This window comes from Micromonospora sp. CPCC 206060 (assembly GCF_036906895.1).
Lineage (GTDB): Bacteria > Actinomycetota > Actinomycetes > Mycobacteriales > Micromonosporaceae > Micromonospora.
In genome coordinates this window covers 47855-68992 of sequence record NZ_JBAKHU010000034.1, presented here as the reverse complement: position 1 = coordinate 68992, position 21138 = coordinate 47855, and the positions used below count along the sequence as shown (strand labels likewise).

At 73.1% G+C, this 21138-nt stretch carries 25 protein-coding genes and 1 tRNA gene; 7 read left to right on the top strand and 19 right to left on the bottom strand.

What is annotated here, in order from left to right; all coding sequences use genetic code 11:
- Window positions 1-269: 269 nt before the first annotated feature.
- Window positions 270-1331 (top strand): tyrosine-type recombinase/integrase, encoded by a 1062-nt coding sequence (locus V6U90_RS20830; protein ID WP_442933635.1) that lies wholly within the window; start codon window positions 270-272, stop codon window positions 1329-1331.
- A gap of 61 nt (window positions 1332-1392) precedes the next feature.
- Here the strand turns inward: V6U90_RS20830 and V6U90_RS20825 are convergent.
- From V6U90_RS20825 to V6U90_RS20800, 6 genes are all read right to left on the bottom strand, one after another.
- A tRNA-Ala gene (locus V6U90_RS20825) sits at window positions 1393-1469 on the bottom strand.
- Window positions 1470-1708: 239 nt separating this feature from the next.
- The gene (gene sepX, locus V6U90_RS20820) at window positions 1709-2551 is read right to left on the bottom strand and encodes a divisome protein SepX/GlpR (protein ID WP_442933633.1); all 843 of its coding nucleotides are present in this window, start codon (window positions 2549-2551) and stop codon (window positions 1709-1711) included.
- A gap of 178 nt (window positions 2552-2729) precedes the next feature.
- On the bottom strand, window positions 2730-3332 hold the full coding sequence (locus V6U90_RS20815; RefSeq protein WP_334439181.1) for a GNAT family N-acetyltransferase: 603 nt from the start codon (window positions 3330-3332) through the stop codon (window positions 2730-2732).
- A gap of 26 nt (window positions 3333-3358) precedes the next feature.
- A complete protein-coding gene (locus V6U90_RS20810; protein WP_334439155.1) occupies window positions 3359-4654 on the bottom strand; it encodes a molybdopterin molybdotransferase MoeA in 1296 nt (431 codons plus the stop codon).
- Window positions 4651-5607 (bottom strand): UTP--glucose-1-phosphate uridylyltransferase, encoded by a 957-nt coding sequence (locus tag V6U90_RS20805; protein WP_334439153.1) that lies wholly within the window; start codon window positions 5605-5607, stop codon window positions 4651-4653. Before V6U90_RS20805 ends, V6U90_RS20810 begins: the two co-directional genes overlap by 4 nt.
- A gap of 9 nt (window positions 5608-5616) precedes the next feature.
- Window positions 5617-7971, bottom strand: coding sequence for a diguanylate cyclase (locus tag V6U90_RS20800; RefSeq protein WP_334439151.1), 2355 nt, complete (start codon window positions 7969-7971; stop codon window positions 5617-5619).
- 82 nt (window positions 7972-8053) lie between these two features.
- Here V6U90_RS20800 and V6U90_RS20795 point away from each other — a divergent pair, with 82 nt between their 5' ends.
- From V6U90_RS20795 to V6U90_RS20785, 3 genes are all read left to right on the top strand, one after another.
- The gene (locus V6U90_RS20795) at window positions 8054-8674 is read left to right on the top strand and encodes a 5-formyltetrahydrofolate cyclo-ligase (RefSeq protein ID WP_442933632.1); all 621 of its coding nucleotides are present in this window, start codon (window positions 8054-8056) and stop codon (window positions 8672-8674) included.
- Window positions 8675-8758: 84 nt separating this feature from the next.
- Window positions 8759-9145: an FmdB family zinc ribbon protein gene (locus tag V6U90_RS20790; protein WP_334439148.1), complete on the top strand. Its 387-nt coding sequence runs from the start codon at window positions 8759-8761 to the stop codon at window positions 9143-9145.
- 156 nt (window positions 9146-9301) lie between these two features.
- Window positions 9302-9814, top strand: a complete 513-nt coding sequence (locus V6U90_RS20785; RefSeq protein WP_334439145.1) for a flagellar biosynthesis protein FlgA — start codon at window positions 9302-9304, stop codon at window positions 9812-9814.
- 51 nt (window positions 9815-9865) lie between these two features.
- On the opposite strand, the gene V6U90_RS20780 is transcribed toward V6U90_RS20785, so the two are convergent.
- Window positions 9866-10045: a hypothetical protein gene (locus V6U90_RS20780; protein WP_334439175.1), complete on the bottom strand. Its 180-nt coding sequence runs from the start codon at window positions 10043-10045 to the stop codon at window positions 9866-9868.
- A 74-nt stretch (window positions 10046-10119) separates the two neighbouring features.
- Between V6U90_RS20780 and V6U90_RS20775 the strand changes: the two genes are divergently transcribed.
- Window positions 10120-10476: a translation initiation factor 2 gene (locus V6U90_RS20775; protein ID WP_334439143.1), complete on the top strand. Its 357-nt coding sequence runs from the start codon at window positions 10120-10122 to the stop codon at window positions 10474-10476.
- A gap of 1 nt (window position 10477) precedes the next feature.
- Here V6U90_RS20775 and V6U90_RS20770 read toward each other — a convergent pair whose 3' ends face one another.
- Window positions 10478-10960: a DUF2231 domain-containing protein gene (locus tag V6U90_RS20770; RefSeq protein ID WP_334439141.1), complete on the bottom strand. Its 483-nt coding sequence runs from the start codon at window positions 10958-10960 to the stop codon at window positions 10478-10480.
- A 145-nt stretch (window positions 10961-11105) separates the two neighbouring features.
- Here V6U90_RS20770 and V6U90_RS20765 point away from each other — a divergent pair, with 145 nt between their 5' ends.
- Both V6U90_RS20765 and V6U90_RS20760 read left to right on the top strand, forming a co-directional pair.
- A complete protein-coding gene (locus tag V6U90_RS20765; protein WP_334439139.1) occupies window positions 11106-11534 on the top strand; it encodes a Fur family transcriptional regulator in 429 nt (142 codons plus the stop codon).
- A 95-nt stretch (window positions 11535-11629) separates the two neighbouring features.
- Window positions 11630-12553: an oxygenase MpaB family protein gene (locus V6U90_RS20760; RefSeq protein WP_334439136.1), complete on the top strand. Its 924-nt coding sequence runs from the start codon at window positions 11630-11632 to the stop codon at window positions 12551-12553.
- Between the two features lie 20 nt (window positions 12554-12573).
- On the opposite strand, the gene V6U90_RS20755 is transcribed toward V6U90_RS20760, so the two are convergent.
- The 11 genes from V6U90_RS20755 to V6U90_RS20705 form a co-directional block, all read right to left on the bottom strand.
- A complete protein-coding gene (locus V6U90_RS20755) occupies window positions 12574-13395 on the bottom strand; it encodes a RecB family exonuclease (RefSeq protein ID WP_334439173.1) in 822 nt (273 codons plus the stop codon).
- 208 nt (window positions 13396-13603) lie between these two features.
- The gene (locus V6U90_RS20750) at window positions 13604-14218 is read right to left on the bottom strand and encodes a MarC family protein (RefSeq protein ID WP_334439134.1); all 615 of its coding nucleotides are present in this window, start codon (window positions 14216-14218) and stop codon (window positions 13604-13606) included.
- A gap of 40 nt (window positions 14219-14258) precedes the next feature.
- Window positions 14259-15146, bottom strand: coding sequence for a PHP domain-containing protein (locus tag V6U90_RS20745; RefSeq protein WP_334439132.1), 888 nt, complete (start codon window positions 15144-15146; stop codon window positions 14259-14261).
- A gap of 42 nt (window positions 15147-15188) precedes the next feature.
- Complete coding sequence (locus tag V6U90_RS20740) at window positions 15189-16394, bottom strand: hypothetical protein (RefSeq protein ID WP_334439130.1); 1206 nt, start codon at window positions 16392-16394, stop codon at window positions 15189-15191.
- Between the two features lie 68 nt (window positions 16395-16462).
- Window positions 16463-17212: a SigE family RNA polymerase sigma factor gene (locus tag V6U90_RS20735; protein WP_334439128.1), complete on the bottom strand. Its 750-nt coding sequence runs from the start codon at window positions 17210-17212 to the stop codon at window positions 16463-16465.
- A 102-nt stretch (window positions 17213-17314) separates the two neighbouring features.
- Entirely contained in the window at window positions 17315-18187 is an 873-nt protein-coding gene (locus V6U90_RS20730; protein WP_334439125.1) for a PH domain-containing protein, read from the bottom strand.
- 6 nt (window positions 18188-18193) lie between these two features.
- Complete coding sequence (locus tag V6U90_RS20725) at window positions 18194-18370, bottom strand: hypothetical protein (RefSeq protein ID WP_334439184.1); 177 nt, start codon at window positions 18368-18370, stop codon at window positions 18194-18196.
- A gap of 98 nt (window positions 18371-18468) precedes the next feature.
- Complete coding sequence (locus V6U90_RS20720) at window positions 18469-19152, bottom strand: DUF6758 family protein (RefSeq protein WP_334439123.1); 684 nt, start codon at window positions 19150-19152, stop codon at window positions 18469-18471.
- A 90-nt stretch (window positions 19153-19242) separates the two neighbouring features.
- Window positions 19243-19920, bottom strand: coding sequence for a TrmH family RNA methyltransferase (locus tag V6U90_RS20715; protein ID WP_334439121.1), 678 nt, complete (start codon window positions 19918-19920; stop codon window positions 19243-19245).
- Between the two features lie 61 nt (window positions 19921-19981).
- On the bottom strand, window positions 19982-20491 hold the full coding sequence (locus V6U90_RS20710; protein WP_334439119.1) for a hypothetical protein: 510 nt from the start codon (window positions 20489-20491) through the stop codon (window positions 19982-19984).
- A gap of 116 nt (window positions 20492-20607) precedes the next feature.
- Entirely contained in the window at window positions 20608-21123 is a 516-nt protein-coding gene (locus tag V6U90_RS20705; RefSeq protein WP_334439117.1) for a MaoC family dehydratase, read from the bottom strand.
- Window positions 21124-21138 lie beyond the last annotated feature (15 nt).

Below are 21138 nucleotides of genomic sequence, written 5' to 3'. Positions count from 1 at the left end.
CTCGTTTCAGCCATGAGCCTCTATCCCTCAAGTCCTGGCCTCCACGTTACGAGGGGAACCACAGCCTGCGGCAAATCTGCGGCGGCCTCGTCGGGCCTGACGGTGCCACGTGTCCGCCTGGTGGGTCCGGCGCCGCGCTGCGGCTGCGCCTATGGCTCCCTCACCGCCACGCCGTGCGCGCCGGGGCGTGACCGGCCGCCACGCCGCACGCGCGTCCCGGCGCAAGCACGGCGGCGGGCCGCAGGCCCGCCCTTGAATGCCGCTCGGGCATCGCCAAAGAGACCAAGACCGACCAGGCCGAACGACAGGTCACCTTCCGTGAGTACGGCGAACGGTGGCGGCTCTCGCGTCAGATTGGGCAGGCGTTGGACTATCAGCGTCACACGGAGTCACGTCTGCGGCATCACCTCTATCCGCACGTGGGCAAGCGACAGATGCGGGCGATCACGGTCACCGACGTGCTGGAATGGGTGGCGCTGCTCCTGCGCAACAACGTCGCGCAGTCTTCAGTGAAGACCTACCTCGACCTCTTCAACGCCGTCATGAATGCCGCTGTTGCAGACCGGATCATCTCCGACAACCCCTGCAAGGCAGTACGTCTGTCCGCGATCCTGCGGGGCTTCTCCCGGGCACCGAAGTGGGTGCCCACCGATGAGGACATGCTCGCCCTGGTCGGCGTCGTGCCCGACCGCTACCAGGCGGCCATCTGGTGCGGCGTGGGTGAAGGGCTGCGGCTGGGTGAAGTCCTCGGCCTAGAAGACGGGGTGCGGTGCGTCGACGGGCCTCGTCAGGAGCTGCATGTGGTTCAGCAGCTCCGCTTCCACAAGGGCCAGTACGGCGGGTTCTACCTCGCTCCGCCGAAGGCTGGCTCCGTTGGTGATGTGGACCTTGACGATCATGTGGCGTTGGTGCTCGCGGAGCATGTCCGCAAGTACCCGCCCGCGTTGGTGGAACTGCCGGACATCACTGGGGGCACTCCCGATCCCGGGAAGCAGCCGAAGCGGCGGGCCGTTCCTCTGCTGTTCACCGATGAGCAGGGCAAGCCGCTTCATGATCAGCGCTGGTCTGACCTGTGGCGGACTTGGCGCAAGGCGGCGGGGTGGCCGGAGGAAGGCACCTTTCACTCCCTGCGGCACTACTTTGCTACCCGTCTGATCACCTCGGGCGCAGATCCCACCGACGTACAGAACGCTTTACGTCACTCAAGTCTGCGGATCACGCTGGAGACGTACGTGCACTGGTGGCCGAAGAAGAACCGCCGTCGCAACATCGTCAGCACGGCGCTTCGGGAGGCTGCGGGTAGCCGCTCTGGGGTGAAGCTTCCGGGCTGAGTTGTGCCGGATCTGTGCCAAATGATCAATGACCAGCGTTTCCGCTGGTCATTGATGGTATTGGTGGAGCTGAGGGGATTTGAACCCCTGACCCCCTCGATGCGAACGAGGTGCGCTACCGGTCTGCGCCACAGCCCCTCCGCCGGTCACAGTCTCACACCGGCGCCGGCCGCCTCCGGAAGGGCGGCCGGCGACAAGGCTAACAGGTCGGGTGCCCACCCCGCGAATCACCCCCGCGTGTCCACCTCACCACCCGCCCCTGCCGGTCGATCATGGACTTGTGGTGGCCTTTTCACCCCGTTAAGGGGGTTTTGTGGGGCACCACAAGTCCATGATCGACGGGGCAAAGACGGGCAAAGGCGGGGCTGGGCGGGGGGTCAGGCGGAGTGGGAGCCGCGGCCGGCCTCGTAGGCGCGACCACGCAGGCCACCGGAGCGCCGGTAGGAGACCGACCCGCCCCCACTCGCCGCCGCCGGCCCGTCGTCCGGCCGGTCCAGCCCCATCGCCGCCCGGCGTACCGCCTCCCGTTGGGCGGCCAGCCGGCGCTGCGCCTCCCGGCGTTGGGCTGCCCGGCGGGCCTGCTCCCGGCGTACCTCGGCCTGCCGGGCCGCCAGCCAGGCCGCCTCGCGCGCCCGCGCCCGCCGCCGGCGCCGCTCGGCCAGGACCTGACCCCGCAGGTGTACGACGTACGCGCCGAGCAGGCTGACGGTGACCGAGAAGCCGATCCAGAAGCCGGGGCTGACCACCACCACCCCGACCAGCTCGACCAGGTTGAGCAGGAGCAGGGCGGCGAGGACCCGTCGTCGGCGGTACACGACGGGGGCGTGCCTGCGCCGGGGCGGACGGCGCCGGGCGCGGCCCACCTGCCGGGGCACGATGCGTAGGCCGCCACGACGGCGCCCGGTCGCGGGCGGGGCGGAGACCGAACCGGCTGCACCCACCGCACCCGCACCACGGCCGCCGCGCTGACCGGCAGCGCTCCCGGTCGCGTCCGGCGCCTGGGCGGGAAGTGGACGGATCTGGCTGCGCCACGGGTTGACCGGCCGCCGGCCCGGGACAGTACGGGTCCGTCGGCGGCGCTGGAGCACCCGCGCCGTCGACTGCGCCCGCTCCGCCACCAGCCGCTCCGTGGCGTCGTACCGACGGACCAGCGCCGGCGCGAGGGCGAGCAGACCGGCGGCGGCGAGGACGGCGAGGAGCACCGAGGTCGGCACCCTCACCCCTCCCGTCAGCCAGTTCGGGCAACCGCCCGCCTGCCGCAGGATCTTCACCCGAGTAGGGCTCGGTACGCAGATCGTGCGGGCAGGCGCCAGCCGCCGCATCTACCAGTTACTTGAGGTTACGGGCCGTCGACCAGGAAGATTGTGCGCCGCGCCGGACCCGGAAGAGCCGCGCAGATCACCTGGCCAGGGCACGCAGCCGGTGCCAGCGGGCCAGCAGGCCTCCCTCGGCGGCGACATCCTCGCTGGTCATCGCGTATCCGATGTGGTCACGCCAGGCGCCATCGATGTGCATGTACCGGGCGTGGTACGCCTCCTCGCGGAAGCCCAGCTTCTCCACCACCCGCCGGGACGGGCCGTTCTCCGGCCGGATGTTCACCTCGATACGGTGCAGGCCACCGGGGCCGAAGGCGTGGTCCACGGCGAGGGCCAGCGCGGTCGGGGTCACGCCCCGGCCGGCCACCCGGCCGTCCACCCAGTATCCGGCGTACGCCGAACAGAACGCGCGCCGGACGATGTTACCCAGGTTGAGGTGGCCGACCAGCCGTTCCCGGCCGTTCTCGTACAGGCAGACGGCGAATGGCATGCCCTCGCCCCGCCGGGCGGACCGGCGCTGGTCACGATGGACGTACCGGAATGCGGCGGGCGAGTTGTACTCGTCCCACCGCCCGGCGACCGACGACTCCCAGGGCGCCAGCCAGGCCTGGTTGGCGCGCCGCACCTCCGACCAGGCCGCCGCGTCGGACCGCCGGTACGGCCGCAGCAGCACCGGACCATCCATCAGGGTGACCGGCCAGCCGACCGCCCTCACCGGCGCCGGTCCAGCAGGAGCACGTCCACGGTCGAGCCGGCCGCCGCCGTGGTGACCCGTTCCCCGAGCACCAGCAGCCCGTTCGCCTCGGCCAGGCCGGAGAGGGTGAACGGGCCGCCGCGCAGCGGCTGCACGGTGTACCCGCCGCCGCGCCGCTCGGCGACGTGCGCGGGGCGGAACTCGCGCAGCCCGCGCGGCGACGAGACGGTCTCCAGCAGATGGGCCCGGACACTCGGCCGGAACACCGGCTCGGCACCGGCGAGTAGCTGGATCGCCGGCCGGGCCAGCACCTCGAAGCCGATCAGCGCGGCCCCGGGATCACCGGGTAGACAGACCACCGGCACCTCCTCGGCACCGACCGTACCGAATCCCAGTGCGGTGCCGGGGTAGAGGGCGACCTCGGTGAAGGCGACCGGTCCCGCACGGCCGCCCTCCCGGCGGGACAGGATCCGCCGGACCATGTCCCCCGGACCGGTACCCGTCCCGCCGGTGGTGATGATCAGGTCGGCCCGTAACGTCTGGTCCTCAAGGAGCCCCCGCAGTCCCTCGGGGTCGTCGTCGCAGATGCCGATCCGGTACGCCAGCGCGCCGACCTCGGCGGCGGCGGCGGTCAACGCGTGCGAGTTGGCGTCGACGATCTGGCCGGGCTGACTGGCCCGGCCGACATCGACCAGTTCGTCACCGGTGGCCACGATCACCACGCGGGGACTGGGTCGGACCACGACGTGCCCGATCCCGGTGGCCGCGAAGACCGCGACCAGGGCGGGTGAGATGTAGGAGCCGGCGCGGGCGAGCAGGGTGCCGGCCGGCAGCTCCTCCCCGGCCCGGCGCACCCCGAATCCCCGCTTGGGGGTGCGGTAGATCTCCACCGCGGCCATGCCCTGGTCGGTCCACTCGACCGGTACGACCACGTCGGCGGCGAGCGGCAGGGGTGCACCGGCGGCCACGGAGAAGCACGAGCCCGGGGTCAGCCGGACCGGCCGCCAGCTCGCCGCACCCAGGTCGCCGACCACGTTCAGCCGCACGGGTACGGACGTGCCGGCGGGGGCGTAACCCCGGCCGGCGCCCGCGATGTCCTCCCAGCGGGCCGCGTACCCGTCCACGGCGGCCTGGTCGAAGGCCGGGAACGAGTGCGGCGCGACGACGTCCTCGGCGAGGACGTTGCCGTACGCCTGGGTGAGGTCGAGGTCGAGTGGGGGCAGCGCGCGTAACCTGCGCAGCACGCTGCCCAGGTAGTCGGCGAGCGGCGTCAACTCGTTCGCGGCCGCCTCGGCGTCGGCCGTCGCTGTCATGTACCAGATCCGCCCGGGTTCACGAACTCACCGAGCCACCGGCGGAAGTCCGCGCCGAGGTCCGCACGCTCGCAGGCGATCTGCACCACGGTCTGCAGGTACCCCAGCGGCATGCCGGTGTCGTACCGGGTGCCCCGGTAGACGATGGCGTGCACCGGTGTGCCCTCGTCGAGCAGCAGCCCCATGGCGTCGGTCAGCTGGATCTCGCCACCGCTGCCGGGCTTCGTCTGCCGGATCGCCTCGAAGATCCGCCCCGGCAGGACGTACCGGCCGAGGACGGCGAGGTTGCTCGGCGCGTCCTCCGGCTTCGGCTTCTCCACCAGGCCGGTCACCCGGACCACCTCGCCGAGGTCGGACAGGCCCTCCTCGGCCGGTTCGACGGAGGCGATGCCGTACCGCTTGGTCTCGGCCGGGTCGACCTCGAAGAAGGCCAGCACGATGCCGCCGGTGCGGGCCTGGAGGTCGAGCATGGCCGGCAGCAGCGGCTCGGAGGGCTTGACGAACTCGTCGCCGAGCAGCACCGCGAAGGGCTCGTCGCCGACGTGCGCCTCGGCGAACCCGACCGCGTGCCCGAGGCCGAGCTGCTCGGGCTGGCGGGTGGTGTAGATCGCGGCCAGTTCACCCGGGCGGCGTACCTCGGCCAACCGCTCCTCGTCGCCCTTCTCGGCGAGCCGGGCCTCCAGGTCGGGTCGGCTGTCGAAGTGGTCGACCATGGCCGTCTTGCCCCGACCGGTGATCAGCAGGACGTCGGTGATACCGGCCGCGGCAGCCTCCTCCACGATGTACTGCAGTACGGGGCGGTCGACGACCGGCAGCAGCTCCTTCGGTACCACCTTCGTCGCGGGCAGGAACCGGGTCGCCAGGCCGGCGGCGGGGATGACGGCTTTGACCGCCCGCCCCGACGTGCCTGGGGTGGAGGTCGCCGTTGCTGGGGACGCTGAGTGCTCCGACATGTCGCGAGACTATCGGCCACGGCTCTGTCGTGGCGGTTGTGGCCCGCAAGACGCGCCGCCGGGGGACGCACCGGCACGGCCGTCGGCCACCGGCCGGCCGTCGTCCGGGGTACCCGCAGCGGCCGGCACCGGGGCGTCGCCGGTCGGCGGCACCGGGAGCGCGGTGGCCAGCCGGTACGTGTCCCGGCCGCCCGCCTTCGCGGCGTAGAGCGCGTCGTCGGCGGCGTCCAGGACCTGCTGTCCGGTGGCGGCGTGGTCGGGGAAGACCGCGATGCCGATGGAGACCGTCACCGCGATGGCCACCTCCACCGGCCCGGGGCCGACCGGGGTACCGGGGTGCGGGTGGACGGTGACCGGGGTGGCCCGGATCGCCGCACCGAGCCGTTCGGCGACGATCGTCGCCCCCCGCGCGTCGGTCTCCGGCAGCAGTACGACGAACTCCTCGCCGCCGGAGCGGAACGCCAGGTCCACCTCGCGGATCTCGGCGCGCAGCCGGCCGGCGAACTCGGCGAGCACGGCGTCCCCGGCTGCGTGCCCGTGGGTGTCGTTGACCTCCTTGAACCGGTCCAGGTCGAGGGCGAGCACGCTGAGCATCCGGCCGAAGCGGTTGGCCCGCTCCACCTCCCGGCGCATCGACTCCTTCAGGTAGCGGTAGTTCCACAGGCCGGTCAGCGGGTCGGTCAGGGAGAGCCGCTGCACCTCCTCGTGCACCCGGACGTTCTCCACCGCCACGGCGGCGTGCCCGGCGAAGGTCCGCAGGGTGTCCAGGTCGGCGTCGTCGAAGTCGTCACCGCCGAGCCGGTCGTAGAGGACCAGTACCCCGAGCGCGGGGCCGGATCCGGTCCCGGCCCGACCGGTCTCCCCGGCCACCCGGGCACTCTCCCCGGCCATCCGGGAACCCTCTCCGGCCATCCGGGCGCCGTTACCGTCAGCGGTGCGGGCACCGTTGCCGGCCACCGCCCGGGCGCCGTTCCCGACGATCACCAGGGGTGGCTCCGCGCCGGTCGGACCGGGCGCCGCGAACGGCACCGCTATGTAGGTGTCGCAGCGCGGCTCGCCCGTGGACCCGGGGGTACCGGTCGATCCGGGCCGGCCGCGCTGCGGCTCGCCGGTGGCGGCGACGGCACCGAGCACCCCGCTGCCCAACGGCACCCGTAACGACCTCGGATCCACCGGGCCCGGGTGGGGACCGTGGCCCACCGGTACCGGCCACCGCCCGTCCAGTCCTTCGGCACACTGCCCGACCAGGGCGCCGCCCACCGGGTCGACCAGCAGCACCAGGCCGGCCCGGGCACCGGTCGCGGTCATCGCGCTGCGCAGGATCACCCGCAGGATGCGGGGCAGGTCGTGGGTACTGGCCAGGGTGTCACCGAGCACCGCCAGGTGTCCCCGGAGCTGGTCCCGGCTGGTGGTCAGCGCCCGCACGTAGGACTCGGTCTCCCGGGTCATCCGGTTGAACGTGCTGGCCAGCCGGCCCACCTCGTCCCGGGTCCGCACCGGGACCCGGGCGGCCAGGTCACCGTGCGCCACCCGGTCGACGGCGTGGGCCAGTTCGGCGAGTGGTCGGGTGGTGATCCGGGCCAGCCGCCAGGCGGTCAGCACGGCGAGCAGGCCGGCGAGGACGACCGCGCCGACGAGGACCGCGTAGAGGCCCTGTGGATGCTCGGCGGGCACGGAGAGCACCAGTGGCAGGGGTTGCCCGGGGGACGGGCCGACCCGCCGTACGTAACGGCCGTCGGCGGTCTCCGCGACCGTGTCACCGGCAATCCGGCTGGCTGCGGCGAGCACGGCGTCCCGGGTGGTCGTCGCCTCGGTCGTGTGCGTGACCGCCGCCGGGACGGACCGGTCGTCGAGGAGCGTGACGGCGGTACCGGTGACGGCGGCGAGCCGGGCCACGAACGCGGTGTCGAGAAGCTGGGCGGCGATCACCGCACCGAGGTCGGCGCCGCTGACGTCGCGCAGCTCGACCCGGGCGGCGAGGACCCGGGCCGGTATGCCGGGCGGGGTCCGGCCGGTGCAGTCCGTCCACGGCGCGGGGGGCGCCTCGGGGGTCACGAAGGTGGTCTGCCCGGCGGTGTCGGTGATCCGGACCGCGCTGGCGACCCCCCGGGTGACGAGCTGGCTGGCCGCGCCGGCCCGGGTCGCCGCCTCCGGGGTCATCGCGAGCACGTCGACCGTCGCGCGGAGCTGCTGGCAGAGCGCACCGACGGAGGTCCGGGCGGCCGAGGCGGCGAGGTTGAGCCGCTCCACCGACCGCTGGTGGGCGACGGCCGCCATGGTGCTGCCGACGAAGAAGGCGCCGAGCAGTACCGGGCCGAGCACGACCGCGAGGAAAGCGGTGGTCAACCGTCCGCGCAGCGTCACTCGGTTCCCCCCGGAAGTTCCGCACCTGTTTGGATGTTGACACAGGGCAACCAGTTCATCAGCGTTACGCGAGGGGCGTGGCGTGCCGGAATTTCCAAAAGGAGCAGATGTGACGGTTGGGGACAAGGCCGACCTGCGGCGGTCACTGCTCGCCCGCCGCCATGCACTGCCGGCCGACACCCGGGTCGAGGCTGCCACCCGGGTACGCGCCGAACTGGTCGACCTGGTCCGCCGGCTCCGCCCGCAGCGGGTCACCGGGTACGTCCCGGTGGGCACCGAGCCGGGTGGCCCCGAGCTGCCCGGGGTTTTGCGGGCCGCCCTGCCGCCCGGGGCGGAGCTGCTGCTGCCGGTACTCCGGGACGACCTGGACCTCGACTGGGCGGCGTACGACGGGCCGGACGGTCTGGTGGCGGCCGGCCGGGGTATGCGGGAGCCGAGCGGGCCCCTGCTGGGGGTGGCCGCCGTCGCCGACGCCGACCTGGTGGTGGTACCGGCGCTGGCGGTGGACCAGCGGGGTCTGCGGCTCGGCCGGGGCGGCGGCTCCTACGACCGGGCGCTGTCCCGGGTCCCGGCCGACACCTTGACGGTGGCCCTGCTGCACGACGGTGAGCTGGTGGAACGGGTACCCGCCGAACCGCACGACCGGCCGGTACGGGCGGTCGTCACTCCTGACACGGGGTTACGGGTGCTGCCCGCCCCGTGAGTGGCGCCGGTCACGCCTCGGCTGGACGAACCAGGGTCCGATGGCGCACCATTGGCACTCGAACGTATCGAGTGCCAACCAGGCATGCCAGATCCGGAGGAGACCGTGCCCACGTACCAGTACGCCTGCACCGCGTGCGGTAACCAGCTCGAAGCGGTGCAGTCCTTCAGCGACGCGCCGCTGACGGAATGCCCGGCGTGCCAGGGGCGCCTGCGTAAGGTGTTCAACTCGGTCGGCATCGTCTTCAAGGGTTCCGGGTTCTACCGGACGGACTCCCGGACGGCGGGCAAGGAGTCGCTCCCCGGCACCACCAAGCCGGCCGGCAAGCCCGAGTCGTCGAGCGGATCCGACTCGTCCTCGTCGGGCAGCAGCTCGACCAACGGCGGTTCGTCGGCCAGCAGCTCGACCAGCTCCGGCTCCGGCTCGGGTGGCTCCACCGCCAAGGCCGCCAGCAGCAGCACCTCCGCATAGCAGATCCACTGCGGTCCCGGGCGTTTTCCACAGGCACCCCGGTTGTCCACAGCCCGGCGGTCGGCCGCCCCGGGTGACCCCGCCGTACGCCTAACCTCCTGCTGCCCACCGGTACCGCCCATCGGCGGCGGGCCGGGGGCGGCGAGGAGGCGTGCGATGGCCGGCCGACAGGACAGCCGGGAGACCGAACCCACCCTGCGGCCGGTGCGCTGGCCGACCGGACCGCGCCGGGCCACCCTGCTGCGGGCCGCGCTGGTCGCGGTGCTGCTGGTGCTCGCCGCCGGGGCGCTGTACGCACGCGGGACACCATCCTGCCGCCCGGCACCGGCCGGCACCGGCCCGACCGCTGGGCCCGCCGCAGCGGGCCCCACCGCCCGCGCTCCAGGCCTACCCGCCGGCTCGGTCGGCGTACCGGTACGGCTCGCCGAGCCCGCCGCGCTCGCCGTGGTCCGCCCCGGCCACCGGGTGGACCTGCTCGCCGTACCGCCGTCGACGACCGGGGAGCCACTGTTGATGGCATCCCGGGCACTCGTGCTCGACGTGCTCGACCAATCCGGGACGGCCGGCGTCGACGGGGCGGCGCTCTATCTCGCGCTCGAACCCGGGCAGGCGGAACGCGTGATCAGCCTGCCGGAGGGGAGTCGGCTGGCGGTCGTGGTACGCGGTTGACCGGCCCAGGCAGCCTGGTGGCGGCCCGGTACGGGATACGGAGCCGGAGGGTCAGTCCCAGTGCGGCGGGCGCTCGGCCAGCAACCGGTCGTCGTTGCCGCCCGCGGACTCGCCCCAGCCCCGGTCGGTGTCGTCCACCGTCTGCTCGGGGAGCACCACGAGCTCCTCGGTCAGGTCGACCATGCGGTCGTCGTCGGTCAGCCCGGCCATCTGTGACTCCTCCGTCCTGATCAGCACAGACAAGCGTAGCCCGCGCACCGTGCCGTTGGTAGCACCGGCCGACACCGTTGGTAGCGTCAGAAGGCGTGACCACGCCAAGCGGACCCGGCCCCGCACCGGCCCCCGGACCCGACGACAGTTTCTGGCGCCGGCCTGCGGCCGACGCCGAGGATCCGGGTACCGGCCCGTCCGGGCCGGTACCGCCGGCCGGGCCACCCGACCCCGGCTACCCGGGGCCGCCGACGGCACCGCCCCCGGCGGCGGGCTGGCGTCCACCGGTGCACCTCCGCCCCGCCCCGCCCCGGCGGCTGCCCGCCCAGGACCCCGGCCGGCTGGACGAGGCCGAGCGGAGCGCCCGCACGGTCACCTACGGGGTGGGCATGATCGCCGGAGCGGTCGTGCTGGTGCTGATCTGCCTGCTCTGCTCCCGGGTGCTCTTCTGACTCAGAGCACGCCCTGCCAGACCGCCTGGGCGCCGGAGTCCCCGGTCAGATAGACGTAGACCGCGGCGAGCACGGCGAGTACGACCACCAGCCCGCTGAGCACCCACCCCACCCAGGACGGCCAGCCGGCCACCCGGCGGTGCCCGCTGCTGACGAACAGCAGCAGCCCGGCCACCACGGCCAACGCCAGGGTGACCAGGAACAGCACGTCGGCGTAGTCGGCGTGCGCCTCGATCTGGGCCAGGATGTCCGGTGGGTAGCCCTTGGCCTTGAACACCTCCTCCAGCGCCTCACCGGACTCCTTGGCGAACCAGGTCGCCACCGGGGTGGCGACCGCCAGGACCGCCACCGCCCAGCCGGTCCTCGGGCGCCAGCGCGGCACGAGGGCGTAGGCGACCGAGAGCAGCACCAGCAGCGGGACGAACACCACCGCCGCGTGCACCAACAACGGATGCGCCGGAAGACCCAAGAACTCATCGAACATCCCCGACACCTCCGACAGGTACGTCCCGTTCAGTCCCGCAAGAGTACGGCTGACCGGGCGGGACGCCCAGGGTCGGATGTGTCCGGGGCCACCCCGGGCCGGAGGTCGTCTTGTCGCACCTGCCGGCCCGTGCTGTCATGGAGCCATGTCCAGTGCTGAGGAACTGCTGCGGTCCCGTGGCCTGCGGGTCACCCGGCCGCGTCTCGCGGTGCTGGATGTGCTCGCCGCTGGCGGGCACCTGGAGGTCGACGAGATCACCCGACGGGTCCGGGAACGCCTCGACTCCGTCTCCACCCAGGCGGTCTACGACGTTCTCGGCGCGCTCTCCCGCGCCGGGTTGTCCCGCCGGATCGAGCCGGCCGGCAGTCCCGCCCGGTACGAGGCCCGGGCCGGGGACAACCACCACCATGTGGTCTGCCGGGGCTGCGGCGAGATCGAGGACATCGACTGCTCGGTCGGCAGCGCCCCCTGCCTCGACCCGAACACCGCCCACGACTTCGAGGTCGACGAGGCCGAGGTGACCTTCTGGGGGCTCTGCCCAGCCTGCCGGGCCCGGCGGGCCGCCGACGACTGAGCCGACGGGTCGACGCGACGACTGAGCCGACGGGTCGACGCGGGTCGACGCCCTGCGGCTGAGCCCACCCGGCGGGGCGTGGCACGCTTGGACCCATGGCATCCGACGATCTCGGGCTCTTCGGGCCGGACTCGGCGACCTGGAAGGTGCACGGGGAGCCGATTCTCCTGGTCGGCGGTCTCCGTTCGCTCTATCTCCAGGCGTTGCACCCCCGGGCGATGGCCGGTGTGGCGCAGAACAGCAACTACCAGACCGACCCGTGGGGTCGGTTGCTGCGTACTGCGACGTACGTGGCCACCACCGTCTACGGCACCACCGCTGAGGCACAGGCGGCCGGCCGGCGGCTGACCGCGCTGCACGCCCGGATGCGGGCCAGGGATCCGTTCACCGGTGCCGAGTTCCGCATCGACGAGCCCGACCTGCTCCGCTGGGTGCACGTCACCGAGGTCGAGTCGTTCGTCAGCACCGCCCGCCGGGCCGGCCTGTCGCTGACCGACGACGAGGTCGACGGCTACTACACCGAGCAGCGCCGGTCGGCGGCCCTGGTCGGCCTCGACCCGGCCACCGTCCCCGGTACGGCCGCCGAGGTGGCCGACTACTACGCCGACGTCCGCACCGACCTGCGGATGACCCGGGAGGCAGCCGAGACCGCGCTGTTCCTCACCGCGCCACCGCCGCCCGGAATGCTGAGCCGGCCGGTACGCCTCGGGCTGAGTCTGGGCCCCACCCGGTGGGCGTACCTCGGCATCGCCGGCACTGCCTTCGGGCTGCTCCCAGCCTGGGCCCGACGGATGTACGGGACCCTCGGCCTGCCCACCACGGCGCTCTCCGCCGAGGTGGGCGTGCGCGCGCTGCGTCTCGCGCTCGGTGCCGTACCCCGGCGGTTCCTGGAGGGACCGATCTACCAGGCAGCCATGGCCCGGGCGGCCCGGCACGCCGCGGCCGGCGGTCCGGACGGGACGTCCGGGGCGGGGACGACCGGCACGGCCGACCGGCCGGCCGCGCCGACCGCCGCCTGACCCGGCCAGCGAGCGCCCGGCTAGTCGCTGCGCTCCACGGCCGCCCACGGCTCCCGGCCCGGCGCCTGCGCGCCCTCCGGGCAGGTCCGCCGGTAGTCGCACCAACCGCACCGGGTGCCCGGGGCGGCCGGGAAGGCCTCGTCCGGGTCGTTTCCGTCGGTCACCGCCCGCTCGGCCGCCATGATGTCCCGGGCGGTCTCCTCCGCCCGGCGGAGCTGACGGTCCAGCGACTCGGCACTGTGCTCGTGCGCGGCGACCGTCCCGGTGGGCAGGTGGTGCAGTTCCACCCGACGGCACGGGCGGCGGAAGACCCGCTCGGCCGCGTACGCGTAGAGAGCCAGAGCCTGGGAGCCCCGGGCGTCGTCGGCGTCCAACCCGGTCCGGCCGGTCTTGTAGTCGACGATCACCAGCTCCGGGCCGTCCGGCCCGGGGCGGGAGTCGATCCGGTCGGTCCGGCCGTTGAACGCCAGCACGGCGGTCTTGACCGCCACCACCCGCTCCACACCCACCGGCTCGGCCGCCGGCTCCTGATTGTCGAGGTAGGACTCCAGCCAGCCGAGTGCCCGCCGGAAGGCGGCCCGCTCCTGTTCCTCGTCGCGGTAGCCGTCGCGCACCCAGGAGCCCTTGAGCAGGCCGGCGACCGCCTCCGGCCGACGCCGGTCGACCGGGAGCGCGTACCAGCCGCGCAGCGCGTTGTGCACGCTCGCGCCGAGCGAGTTGTGCGCCCAGGGCGGGCCCTTCGGCGGCGCAGGCCGGTCCACGTACGCGTACCGGTAGCGACGTGGGCAGTCCGCGTACGCCCCGAGCTTGCTCGGTGTGCAGACGAAGAGCCGCTCGGGCATGCCGGCGAAGCCCAACTGCTCCGGCTCACCGCCGGAGCGTGGTCGGGGCGCCTGGGATCGACGGTCGGGCCGGCCGGCTGGCGAGGATGCGCTACGCACCCCGCGATCCTGCCATCCACCCCCGACACCCACCCGCACCGACATAAGGAAGGGCCCCTTCTTAACGCATTCCGTATGGGAAGGGCCCCTTGTTAACACCTGAGCGGGCTCAGCCCGCCTGTAGGTAGTCGCGGACGAAGGCAGCCACCGCGTCGGCGATCAACTGCACCGCGATGGCGGCCAGCAGCAGACCGGCGATCCGGGTCAGCACCTCGATCCCGCCGGGCCGGAGCACCTTGACGATGCCGCCGGAGAAGCGGAGCACGATCCAGACCGCCACCATCACCGCGACGATCGCCGACGCGATCGCGGTGTAGTCCGCCGGCCCCTCGGCGCGCTGCACGAAGAGCATGGTCGCCACGATGGCACCGGGGCCGGCCAGCAGGGGCGTACCGAGCGGGACCAGGGCGATGTTCGAGGTGGCCTGCTGACCGGGGTCGTCGGCCTTGCCGGTGAGCAACTCCAGGGCGACCAGTACGAGCAGCAGACCACCGGCGGCCTGCAGGGCCGGCAGCGAGACGTGCAGGTACGCCAGCAGGGTCTGGCCGGCCACCGCGAAGACCACGATCACGCCCAGGGCCAACGCCACCGCCTGCCAGGCCGCGCGGTTGCGTTCCCGGGCCGGCAGCGGGCCGGTGAGGGCGAGGAAGATCGGCATCATGCCCGGCGGGTCGGTGATGACCAGCAGGGTCACGAAGACCTCGCCGAACAGTTTGAGATCCACCTGATCACGGTAGCGGCGGGTTTTTTCGCCGCGCCGCGGATCAGGCGGAAGCGACCGGGGTCACCCCGCTGGCCGCCGCGACGATCCGCTCGTACGCCTCCGGGGTGGTGGTGTACGCGCCGAGTTGGACCGTCTTGTGGGTGCCGTGGAAGTCCGACGAGCCGGTGACCACCAGCCCGAGGTCGGCGGCGAGGGCCCGGACGTGGGCCCGCTCGGCCGGTGAGTGGTCCTCGTGGTCGGCCTCCAGGCCGACCAGGCCCGCCCCGACCAGCTCGACGATCAGCGAGTCGGGCACGATCCGACCCCGACGGCTGGCCCGGGGGTGGGCGAAGACCGGCACCCCACCGGCGGCCCGGACCAGCCGGACCGCGTGGAAGACGTCGATGTCGGCCTTGGGCAGCCGGTACCGCTGCCCGAGCCACTGCGGCCCGAACGCCTCGGTGGTGGTGGCGACCAGCCCGGCCCGGATCAGGGCGGCGGCGATGTGCGGCCGGCCCACCGTGCCACCGGCCGCACCGGCCAGCACCTCCGCCCAGCTCACGTCGATCCCGTCGGCGTTGAGCAGGGCCACGATCCGCTCGGCGCGTACCTCCCGGACGGCCCGGACCCGGGCCAGCTCGGCGGCCAGCGCCGGTTCGGTCGGGTCGAAGAGGTACGCGAGCAGGTGCAGCGGGATCGGCGGGTCCGCGCCGTACCACCGGCAGGAGATCTCGGCTCCCCGGACCAGGGTGAGCCCGGCCGGCAGCGCCGCCAGGGCGGGCGCCCAGCCGTCGGTGGTGTCGTGGTCGGTGAGCGCGACCACGTCGAGCCCGGCGGCACCGGCCGCCCGGACCAGCTCGGCCGGGGTGAGCGTGCCGTCACTGGCGGTGGAGTGGGTGTGCAGGTCGATCCGGGTGGTCGGAGCGGGCGGGTACGCGGGCCGGGTCATGGTCCGACGCTACCGGCGGACGACGACCCGACGGTCGGCCGGTCAGCCCGCGCCCCCGACCACCAGCAGTAGTCCGTCGACCGACGGCACCGTCGTCTGGTCCACGGTGCCCCCGGCCGCCACGGCGGGGGCGGCTATCCGGATCAGCGTGCCGCGTGGACCGGCGTGCGTCAGGGTCGCGGGCTCGGACCACCGGCCCGGTGTGGTCAGGGGCGGGCCGGCTACCGCCGGGGCCGGTGCCAGCGCACCGTCGAAGGCCCGGTTCAGGTCGATGAGCAGGGCCGACCCGGTCGGACCGCCGGGCCGTTGGCCGTTGGCGACCAGCCACCGGCCGTCCGGGGAGACCTGACCGACACCGCCCCGGGTGAGGGTGAGGTTGCAGGCGGTACGCAGTGGGGCGAGCTTTCGGGCCGGGTCGAGCAGGGCGAGGCAGGGTCGGCGGGCCGGGCCCGTGACGACCTGGCCGACCACCCGGCCGTCCGGCAGTACGCCGTAGACGGCCGACGTCTCGGTGTTCCACACGGGGGTGAACTCGCCGTGCCCCGGCCGCCAGAGGGCGTAGCCGGCGCTCGGGGCGTCGAGGCGTACCACCACGGCGTCGCCGACGAAGCCGACCGGAACCGCCTCGGCGGGTATCGGGGTACGGACGGTGGCGAGGGCCTTGCCGCCGATCACGCCGGCGGCGAAGAGTTCCGTCCCGTCCCGCCAGGCGACCTGCCGCCCGTCGGTGGTCAGCGCCACCGACTCGACTCCGGCGAGCACCACCTGCGGCGGGTTCTCCCCGTCGACGAACCAGAGGGTACGACCATCGGCCGCCGGTGCGCCGACGACCAGCCACCCACCGGAGATCCGTTGGGCCCGTTCCACCACACCGACCACGGTCAGGTCGATCCGGTTGCCGTCCGGGGTGTGCAGCGCCGTACCGAGCACGAGATCCACCGGTGGACGCTCGTCGGCACCGGACGGGAGGACCAGCAGGGGCGCCGAGGTCGGGCCGTCCGGCCGGGGGGTGGGGTACGGGTCACCGATCACCACGATCTGCCCGGGATGCCGACCCGGTGCGTCGCCTATCTGGGCGACCCCGGCGCTGACCCCGGCTGTGGCGACGGCCGCGAGCGCCAGGCCCGCCATCGCCCGGCGACGCTGGATGTTCCGGCCCCGGCGGATGGCCAGGCCCGCCGGATCGGCGGCGAGCCGGACAGGGTCCGCCACCTGTCGGGACAACGTGTCCCGCAGGGCCCGCTCCAACCTGTCACCTGCCACAGAAGGTGAACGCCCGGACCGGTCGGTCCGGTTGTCGAGGTGCGACGACGTGTTCACCGGGGTTCTCCCACACTTGCCCGTACCGGTGTCCGTGCGACGGCCGGCGGCGGGGACGACGGTACGGCCGGGACGTCCGGCTGGTCCGCCGACCGTACCGGCGACGCGGCGGCCGCCGCCGGTGGGCGCGGTGCGGCCGGTGCCGGCAGTGCAGCCCCACCCGCCGTACGGGTGGTCCGGTCCGGTACGTCCCGCCGCACCGCCCGGCTCCGGCGGACCGGCAGGTCGGCACCTCCGGGCAGGTCGATCCCGGCCTCCGGACCGAGCCGGCGGCGCAGTGTGGCGAGTGCCCGGGAGGTCTGGCTCTTCACCGTGCCGGGGGAGATGTTGAGCAGCGCCGCGGTCTGCGCCTCGGAGAGATCCTCGTAGTAACGCAGCACCAGCACCGCCCGTTGCCGGGCCGGCAGGGCACGCAGGTGCTGCCAGAGCACGTCCCGCTCGACCTGCTGCTCGATCTCGTCGGGTACGGCCCGCTCGGGCAGCACCTCGGTGGGGCGTTCGCCGTGCCAGCGCCGACGCCACCAACTCGTCGAGGTGTTCACCAGGACCCGGCGGGCGTACGGCTCGACCGCCTCGATGCCGCCGAGCCGCTTCCACGCGAGGTAGGTCTTGGTCAGCGCGGTCTGCAACAGGTCCTCGGCGGTCGCCCAGTCCCCGGCGAGCAGGTAGGCGGTACGCAGCAGCGCGGCGGAGCGGGCCGCGACGAACTCGCGGAACTCCTCCTCCAGGCTGTCCCTGGCCGCCACCGATCGCCTCCCCCGCCCGAACCACAAGCAGGCTGTCACACCGGACCGGCCGGAGTCGACGGCGGAAGGTGCGGGTGTCCTCCGATGAACGGGTGGAAACCTTCAGGCGCCGTCGTCGGCCTTGGCCTCGTCGGCCTCCTTGCCCAGCCGGGCTTCGACGGCCTGCGGCTCGTACATCTCCTCAACCACACGCAGGTAGAGCTCGTTGGGGTTGGGGAGATTCTTGATCTCGCGCAGGGCCTGGTCCTGGCCGGCGGACTCCAGTACGAAGGTGCCGTAGTTGAGCGCCCGGCCGGTCGGGGACTGTTCGTACTTCATGTCGGTGACCCGGGCCAGCGGCATCATGGCGACCTTACGGGTGATGATCCCGTTCACCACCATGACCCGCTTGTTGGTCAGGATGAATCGGTCGTACCACCAGTCGGCGACCTTCCAGGCGACCCAGCCCATCACGACGAACCAGGCCAGCACCGCGACGGTGGTCAGCGCCCCGACGTCCTGACCGGCCAGGAATCCGGACAGGTACCCGAGGACGAAGGTCGCCGCGATCCCGACCAGCAGTGGCGTGGCCAGGTGGATCCAGTGCCGCTTCCACTCGCCCCGGTAACGCTCGGTGGGGAAGAGGTAGCGGGCGACCAGCGAACTCGGCTCGTCCTCCAGGGGGAGCACCCGTCGCGGGCCCGAGGGCAGACCCGAGGCGTCGACCCGCAACCCGGCCAGTTCGTCCTCAGTGAACTGAGGCGGCTGGTAGCCGGCTTCCGGATCGCGGACCCAGGCCCGGCCCGACCGGTCCTCACCCGGATAGGCACTACCCGTCGGGTAACCCCCGTCGTCCGGAAGGGATGGTCCGTCCGGACCGTCCGGTCGCCCCGGCCCGTCTTCGGGCCGGATACGCGGGATCGGTTCGGTGTCCCGGTCCCGTCGACGCCGTTCGTCGTCGTCGGGCTCGGGCGGCTCGCCGGGCGGCTGTCCCATGGACGGCTAGGCGACGAGGTTGGTGAAGAAGTCGCCGAAGCCCTGCGCAATGTCCACGATGCCGCCACCCAACGACTTGAAGACGTCAGCGGCGGAGTCGGGACGGAATGCGATGAAGAAAATCAGAAACGCAAGTCCGGCCCAGGTGAGCACCTTCTTGACCATGACGGGCCATCCCTCCACGCGGCGCCGGGGTGCCGTACCGCAACAGTACCCAGAGTATCAGTGACGTTTCTTACCGTGAATATCTACGTATGTTGTCCGCCATTCCGGGCGGCTTGTCAAGCCTTCCCCTGCAGGTACGGAGAGGGAGCGCCGTAAACAAGCTCGGGCGGTGTCCACTCAGTGAGATCCTGCAAGATGATCTCCTCCGCGAGGACATGACCCGCGCTCGCCGGCCAGGCTATCGCATGAAGCCAAATTCCCCGAGCCTCGCCGGCGTAGGCGCTCCGGTCTGTCGGTGATCCGACGGGCCACAGTGGAGTGGGGTGGCCGCCGGCACGGATCTTGGCGTGCGGCAGGTGTCCCGGATGGCCCGGCCCCGGCTCGGTCAGCGCCCCGGCCAACTCGGGCCCGGGATCGGGACCCGGGATGCCGGCGTACCGGGTACCGAGGCCGACCCCGGGTTCCTCGGCGACCAGGATCAGGTCGGCGGGGCCACCACCGAGCGGCTCCGGACCGGTGCAGGCGACCACCGTGGCGCGTACCCCGCCCCGGTCGTCGCCGGCCCAGCCGACACCCGTGACGGTCCAGCCCGACGGCAGCGGCCAGGGGCACCAGAGCGGCTTCGGGGACTTCCCGCCCCGGATCCGCTCGGTGGCGCTGGCCAGGATCTCCGGCCCGACGTGCGCGGGTACGTGGTACGGCGGTACCGGCCCGCAGACGGCACAGCGCCAGTCGGAGTTCATCAGGTCGGGCGCCCGGACCCGGCCACCACATCGAGGGCAACTCACCGCGACACTCACGTCCCCACCGTCCCGCCGTACCGCCCCGCAGTCAAGGAGACCCGCCCGATCATGAGCTGGTTCGGCCGGATTGGTAAGGATCGACCTGGCTCACCCGGGTTCGACTGGTTGCCCGACGTCGAATCCAGGGACCGGCGGCCCGGGGTCCACCGGGGGTGGTCCGGCGTGCGCCCGGATCCAGGCGTGCATGGCGATACCGCTGGCCACCCCGGCGTTGATCGACCGGGTGGAGCCGTACTGGGCGATGGAGAAGAGCTGGTCACAGGCGAGCCGGGCGGCTTCGGAGAGCCCCGGCCCCTCCTGCCCGAAGAGCAGCACGCACCGGCGGGGCAGGGTCACCGTCTCCAACGGACGGGACCCGGGAAGGTTGTCGATCCCCACCACCGGCAGTCCCTGGCCGGCGGCCCAGTCGGCGAAGTCCCCGATCGTCTCGTGGTGCCGGATGTGCTGGTAACGGTCGGTCACCATGGCGCCCCGACGGTTCCACCGGCGCCGACCCACGATGTGCACCTCGGCGGCGAGGAACGCGTTCGCGTTCCGGACCACCGTGCCGATGTTGAAGTCGTGCTGCCAGTTCTCGATGACGACGTGGAAGTCGTGCCGGCGCAGGTCGAGATCGGCGACGACCGCCTCGTGCCGCCAGTACCGGTACCGGTCGACCACGTTGCGCCGGTCGCCCCCGGCGAGCAGCTCAGGGTCGTAGCGCGGGTCGTCCGGTGGATCGCCGGGCCACGGCCCGACGCCCACCTCAGGCTGCTCACCGGTCACGGTCGTCGAGGGTACGGCGCGACCGGGCCACGGCCCGGCGGCGGGTGCGGGGTACGGGTGCTCAGCGCAGGCCCAACGCCTCGCCGAGCCGCTCCAGGAACCGCCGGTCGGCCGGCGACCCCACGGAGCCCCCGTCTCCGTCGCCCGCGCCGGACGCCCGGCAGACGCGGGCGGCCACGGACTGCACCCACTGCCGGTAGGCGGCGGAGTCCGCCGGGTCCGCCCGGCGGCCGAGCACCCGGACCGCAGCCCGGCAGGAGGCGAGGACGTCGATCAGATCGGTGAGCGGGTCCGCCCTGGGCCGGGGTGCGACGGACTCCGCGTAGACGGCTGCGGCGACGGCCCGGACCAGGTCGCTGTCGAAGGCCCGACCGGCGGCGAGCCCGTCCAGGCCGGCGATCCCCTCGGCGACGCCCCGGCGGGGTCGGCCCGGGCCCGGCGCGGTGGCCACGACGATCACCTGGCCGGGCAGGCGGGTCAACAGCTCCCATTCCGCGACCGAGTAGTCGGCGACCGGTGCGCCGGCCCAGTGCCCGGTAGAGGGCGGCTCTCCGGCGACGGAGTGGCTCATGGGGACCTCCGGCGCCAGCATATGTCGCTGGCGCCGCGCCGGGACGCGTCCGGGCCGAAACCCGACCGGCTCCGGCGGGCGTGGCCGCCGGGACCACACCCGTGCGGGGCGGGTGTCTAGCGCGGCTCGGGGAAGCTGGGACGCTCGGGGTCGACCCCGTCGGGCACGGCCGCCTCGGCGTACTCCCGCTTGGGCACCATCACCTTGCGCCGGAAGACGCAGACCATAATGCCGTCCTGGTTGTAGCCGCGGGTCTCCACCGAGACCACTCCCCGGTCCGGCTTCGACCCGGACTCCCGCTTGTCCAGCACGGTGGTCTCGCCGTAGATGGTGTCACCGTGGAAGGTCGGCGCGACGTGCCGCAGCGACTCCACCTCCAGGTTGGCGATCGCCTTTCCGCTGACGTCCGGGACGGACATGCCGAGCAGCAGGGAGTAGATGTAGTTGCCGACCACCACGTTGCGCTTGAAGTGGGTCGCCGTGCCGGCGTAGTGGGCGTCCATGTGCAGCGGGTGGTGGTTCATGGTGAGCAGGCAGAACAGGTGGTCGTCGTACTCGGTGACGGTCTTGCCCGGCCAGTGCCGGTAGACCGCGCCGACCTCGAACTCCTCGTAGTAGCGGCCGAACTGCATCTTTGTGCCTCCCGA

Coding starts and splice junctions, on each gene's coding strand:
- V6U90_RS20815 (WP_334439181.1), bottom strand. CDS start 3,332: ATGGATGGTCCGGTGCTGCTGCGGCCGTACCGGCGGTCCGACGCGGCG.
- V6U90_RS20810 (WP_334439155.1), bottom strand. CDS start 4,654: ATGACAGCGACGGCCGACGCCGAGGCGGCCGCGAACGAGTTGACGCCG.
- V6U90_RS20805 (WP_334439153.1), bottom strand. CDS start 5,607: ATGTCGGAGCACTCAGCGTCCCCAGCAACGGCGACCTCCACCCCAGGC.
- V6U90_RS20790 (WP_334439148.1), top strand. CDS start 8,759: ATGCCAGATCCGGAGGAGACCGTGCCCACGTACCAGTACGCCTGCACC.
- V6U90_RS20785 (WP_334439145.1), top strand. CDS start 9,302: ATGGCCGGCCGACAGGACAGCCGGGAGACCGAACCCACCCTGCGGCCG.
- V6U90_RS20770 (WP_334439141.1), bottom strand. CDS start 10,960: ATGTTCGATGAGTTCTTGGGTCTTCCGGCGCATCCGTTGTTGGTGCAC.
- V6U90_RS20765 (WP_334439139.1), top strand. CDS start 11,106: ATGTCCAGTGCTGAGGAACTGCTGCGGTCCCGTGGCCTGCGGGTCACC.
- V6U90_RS20760 (WP_334439136.1), top strand. CDS start 11,630: ATGGCATCCGACGATCTCGGGCTCTTCGGGCCGGACTCGGCGACCTGG.
- V6U90_RS20755 (WP_334439173.1), bottom strand. CDS start 13,395: ATGCCCGAGCGGCTCTTCGTCTGCACACCGAGCAAGCTCGGGGCGTAC.
- V6U90_RS20745 (WP_334439132.1), bottom strand. CDS start 15,146: ATGACCCGGCCCGCGTACCCGCCCGCTCCGACCACCCGGATCGACCTG.
- V6U90_RS20730 (WP_334439125.1), bottom strand. CDS start 18,187: ATGGGACAGCCGCCCGGCGAGCCGCCCGAGCCCGACGACGACGAACGG.
- V6U90_RS20710 (WP_334439119.1), bottom strand. CDS start 20,491: ATGAGCCACTCCGTCGCCGGAGAGCCGCCCTCTACCGGGCACTGGGCC.
- V6U90_RS20705 (WP_334439117.1), bottom strand. CDS start 21,123: ATGCAGTTCGGCCGCTACTACGAGGAGTTCGAGGTCGGCGCGGTCTAC.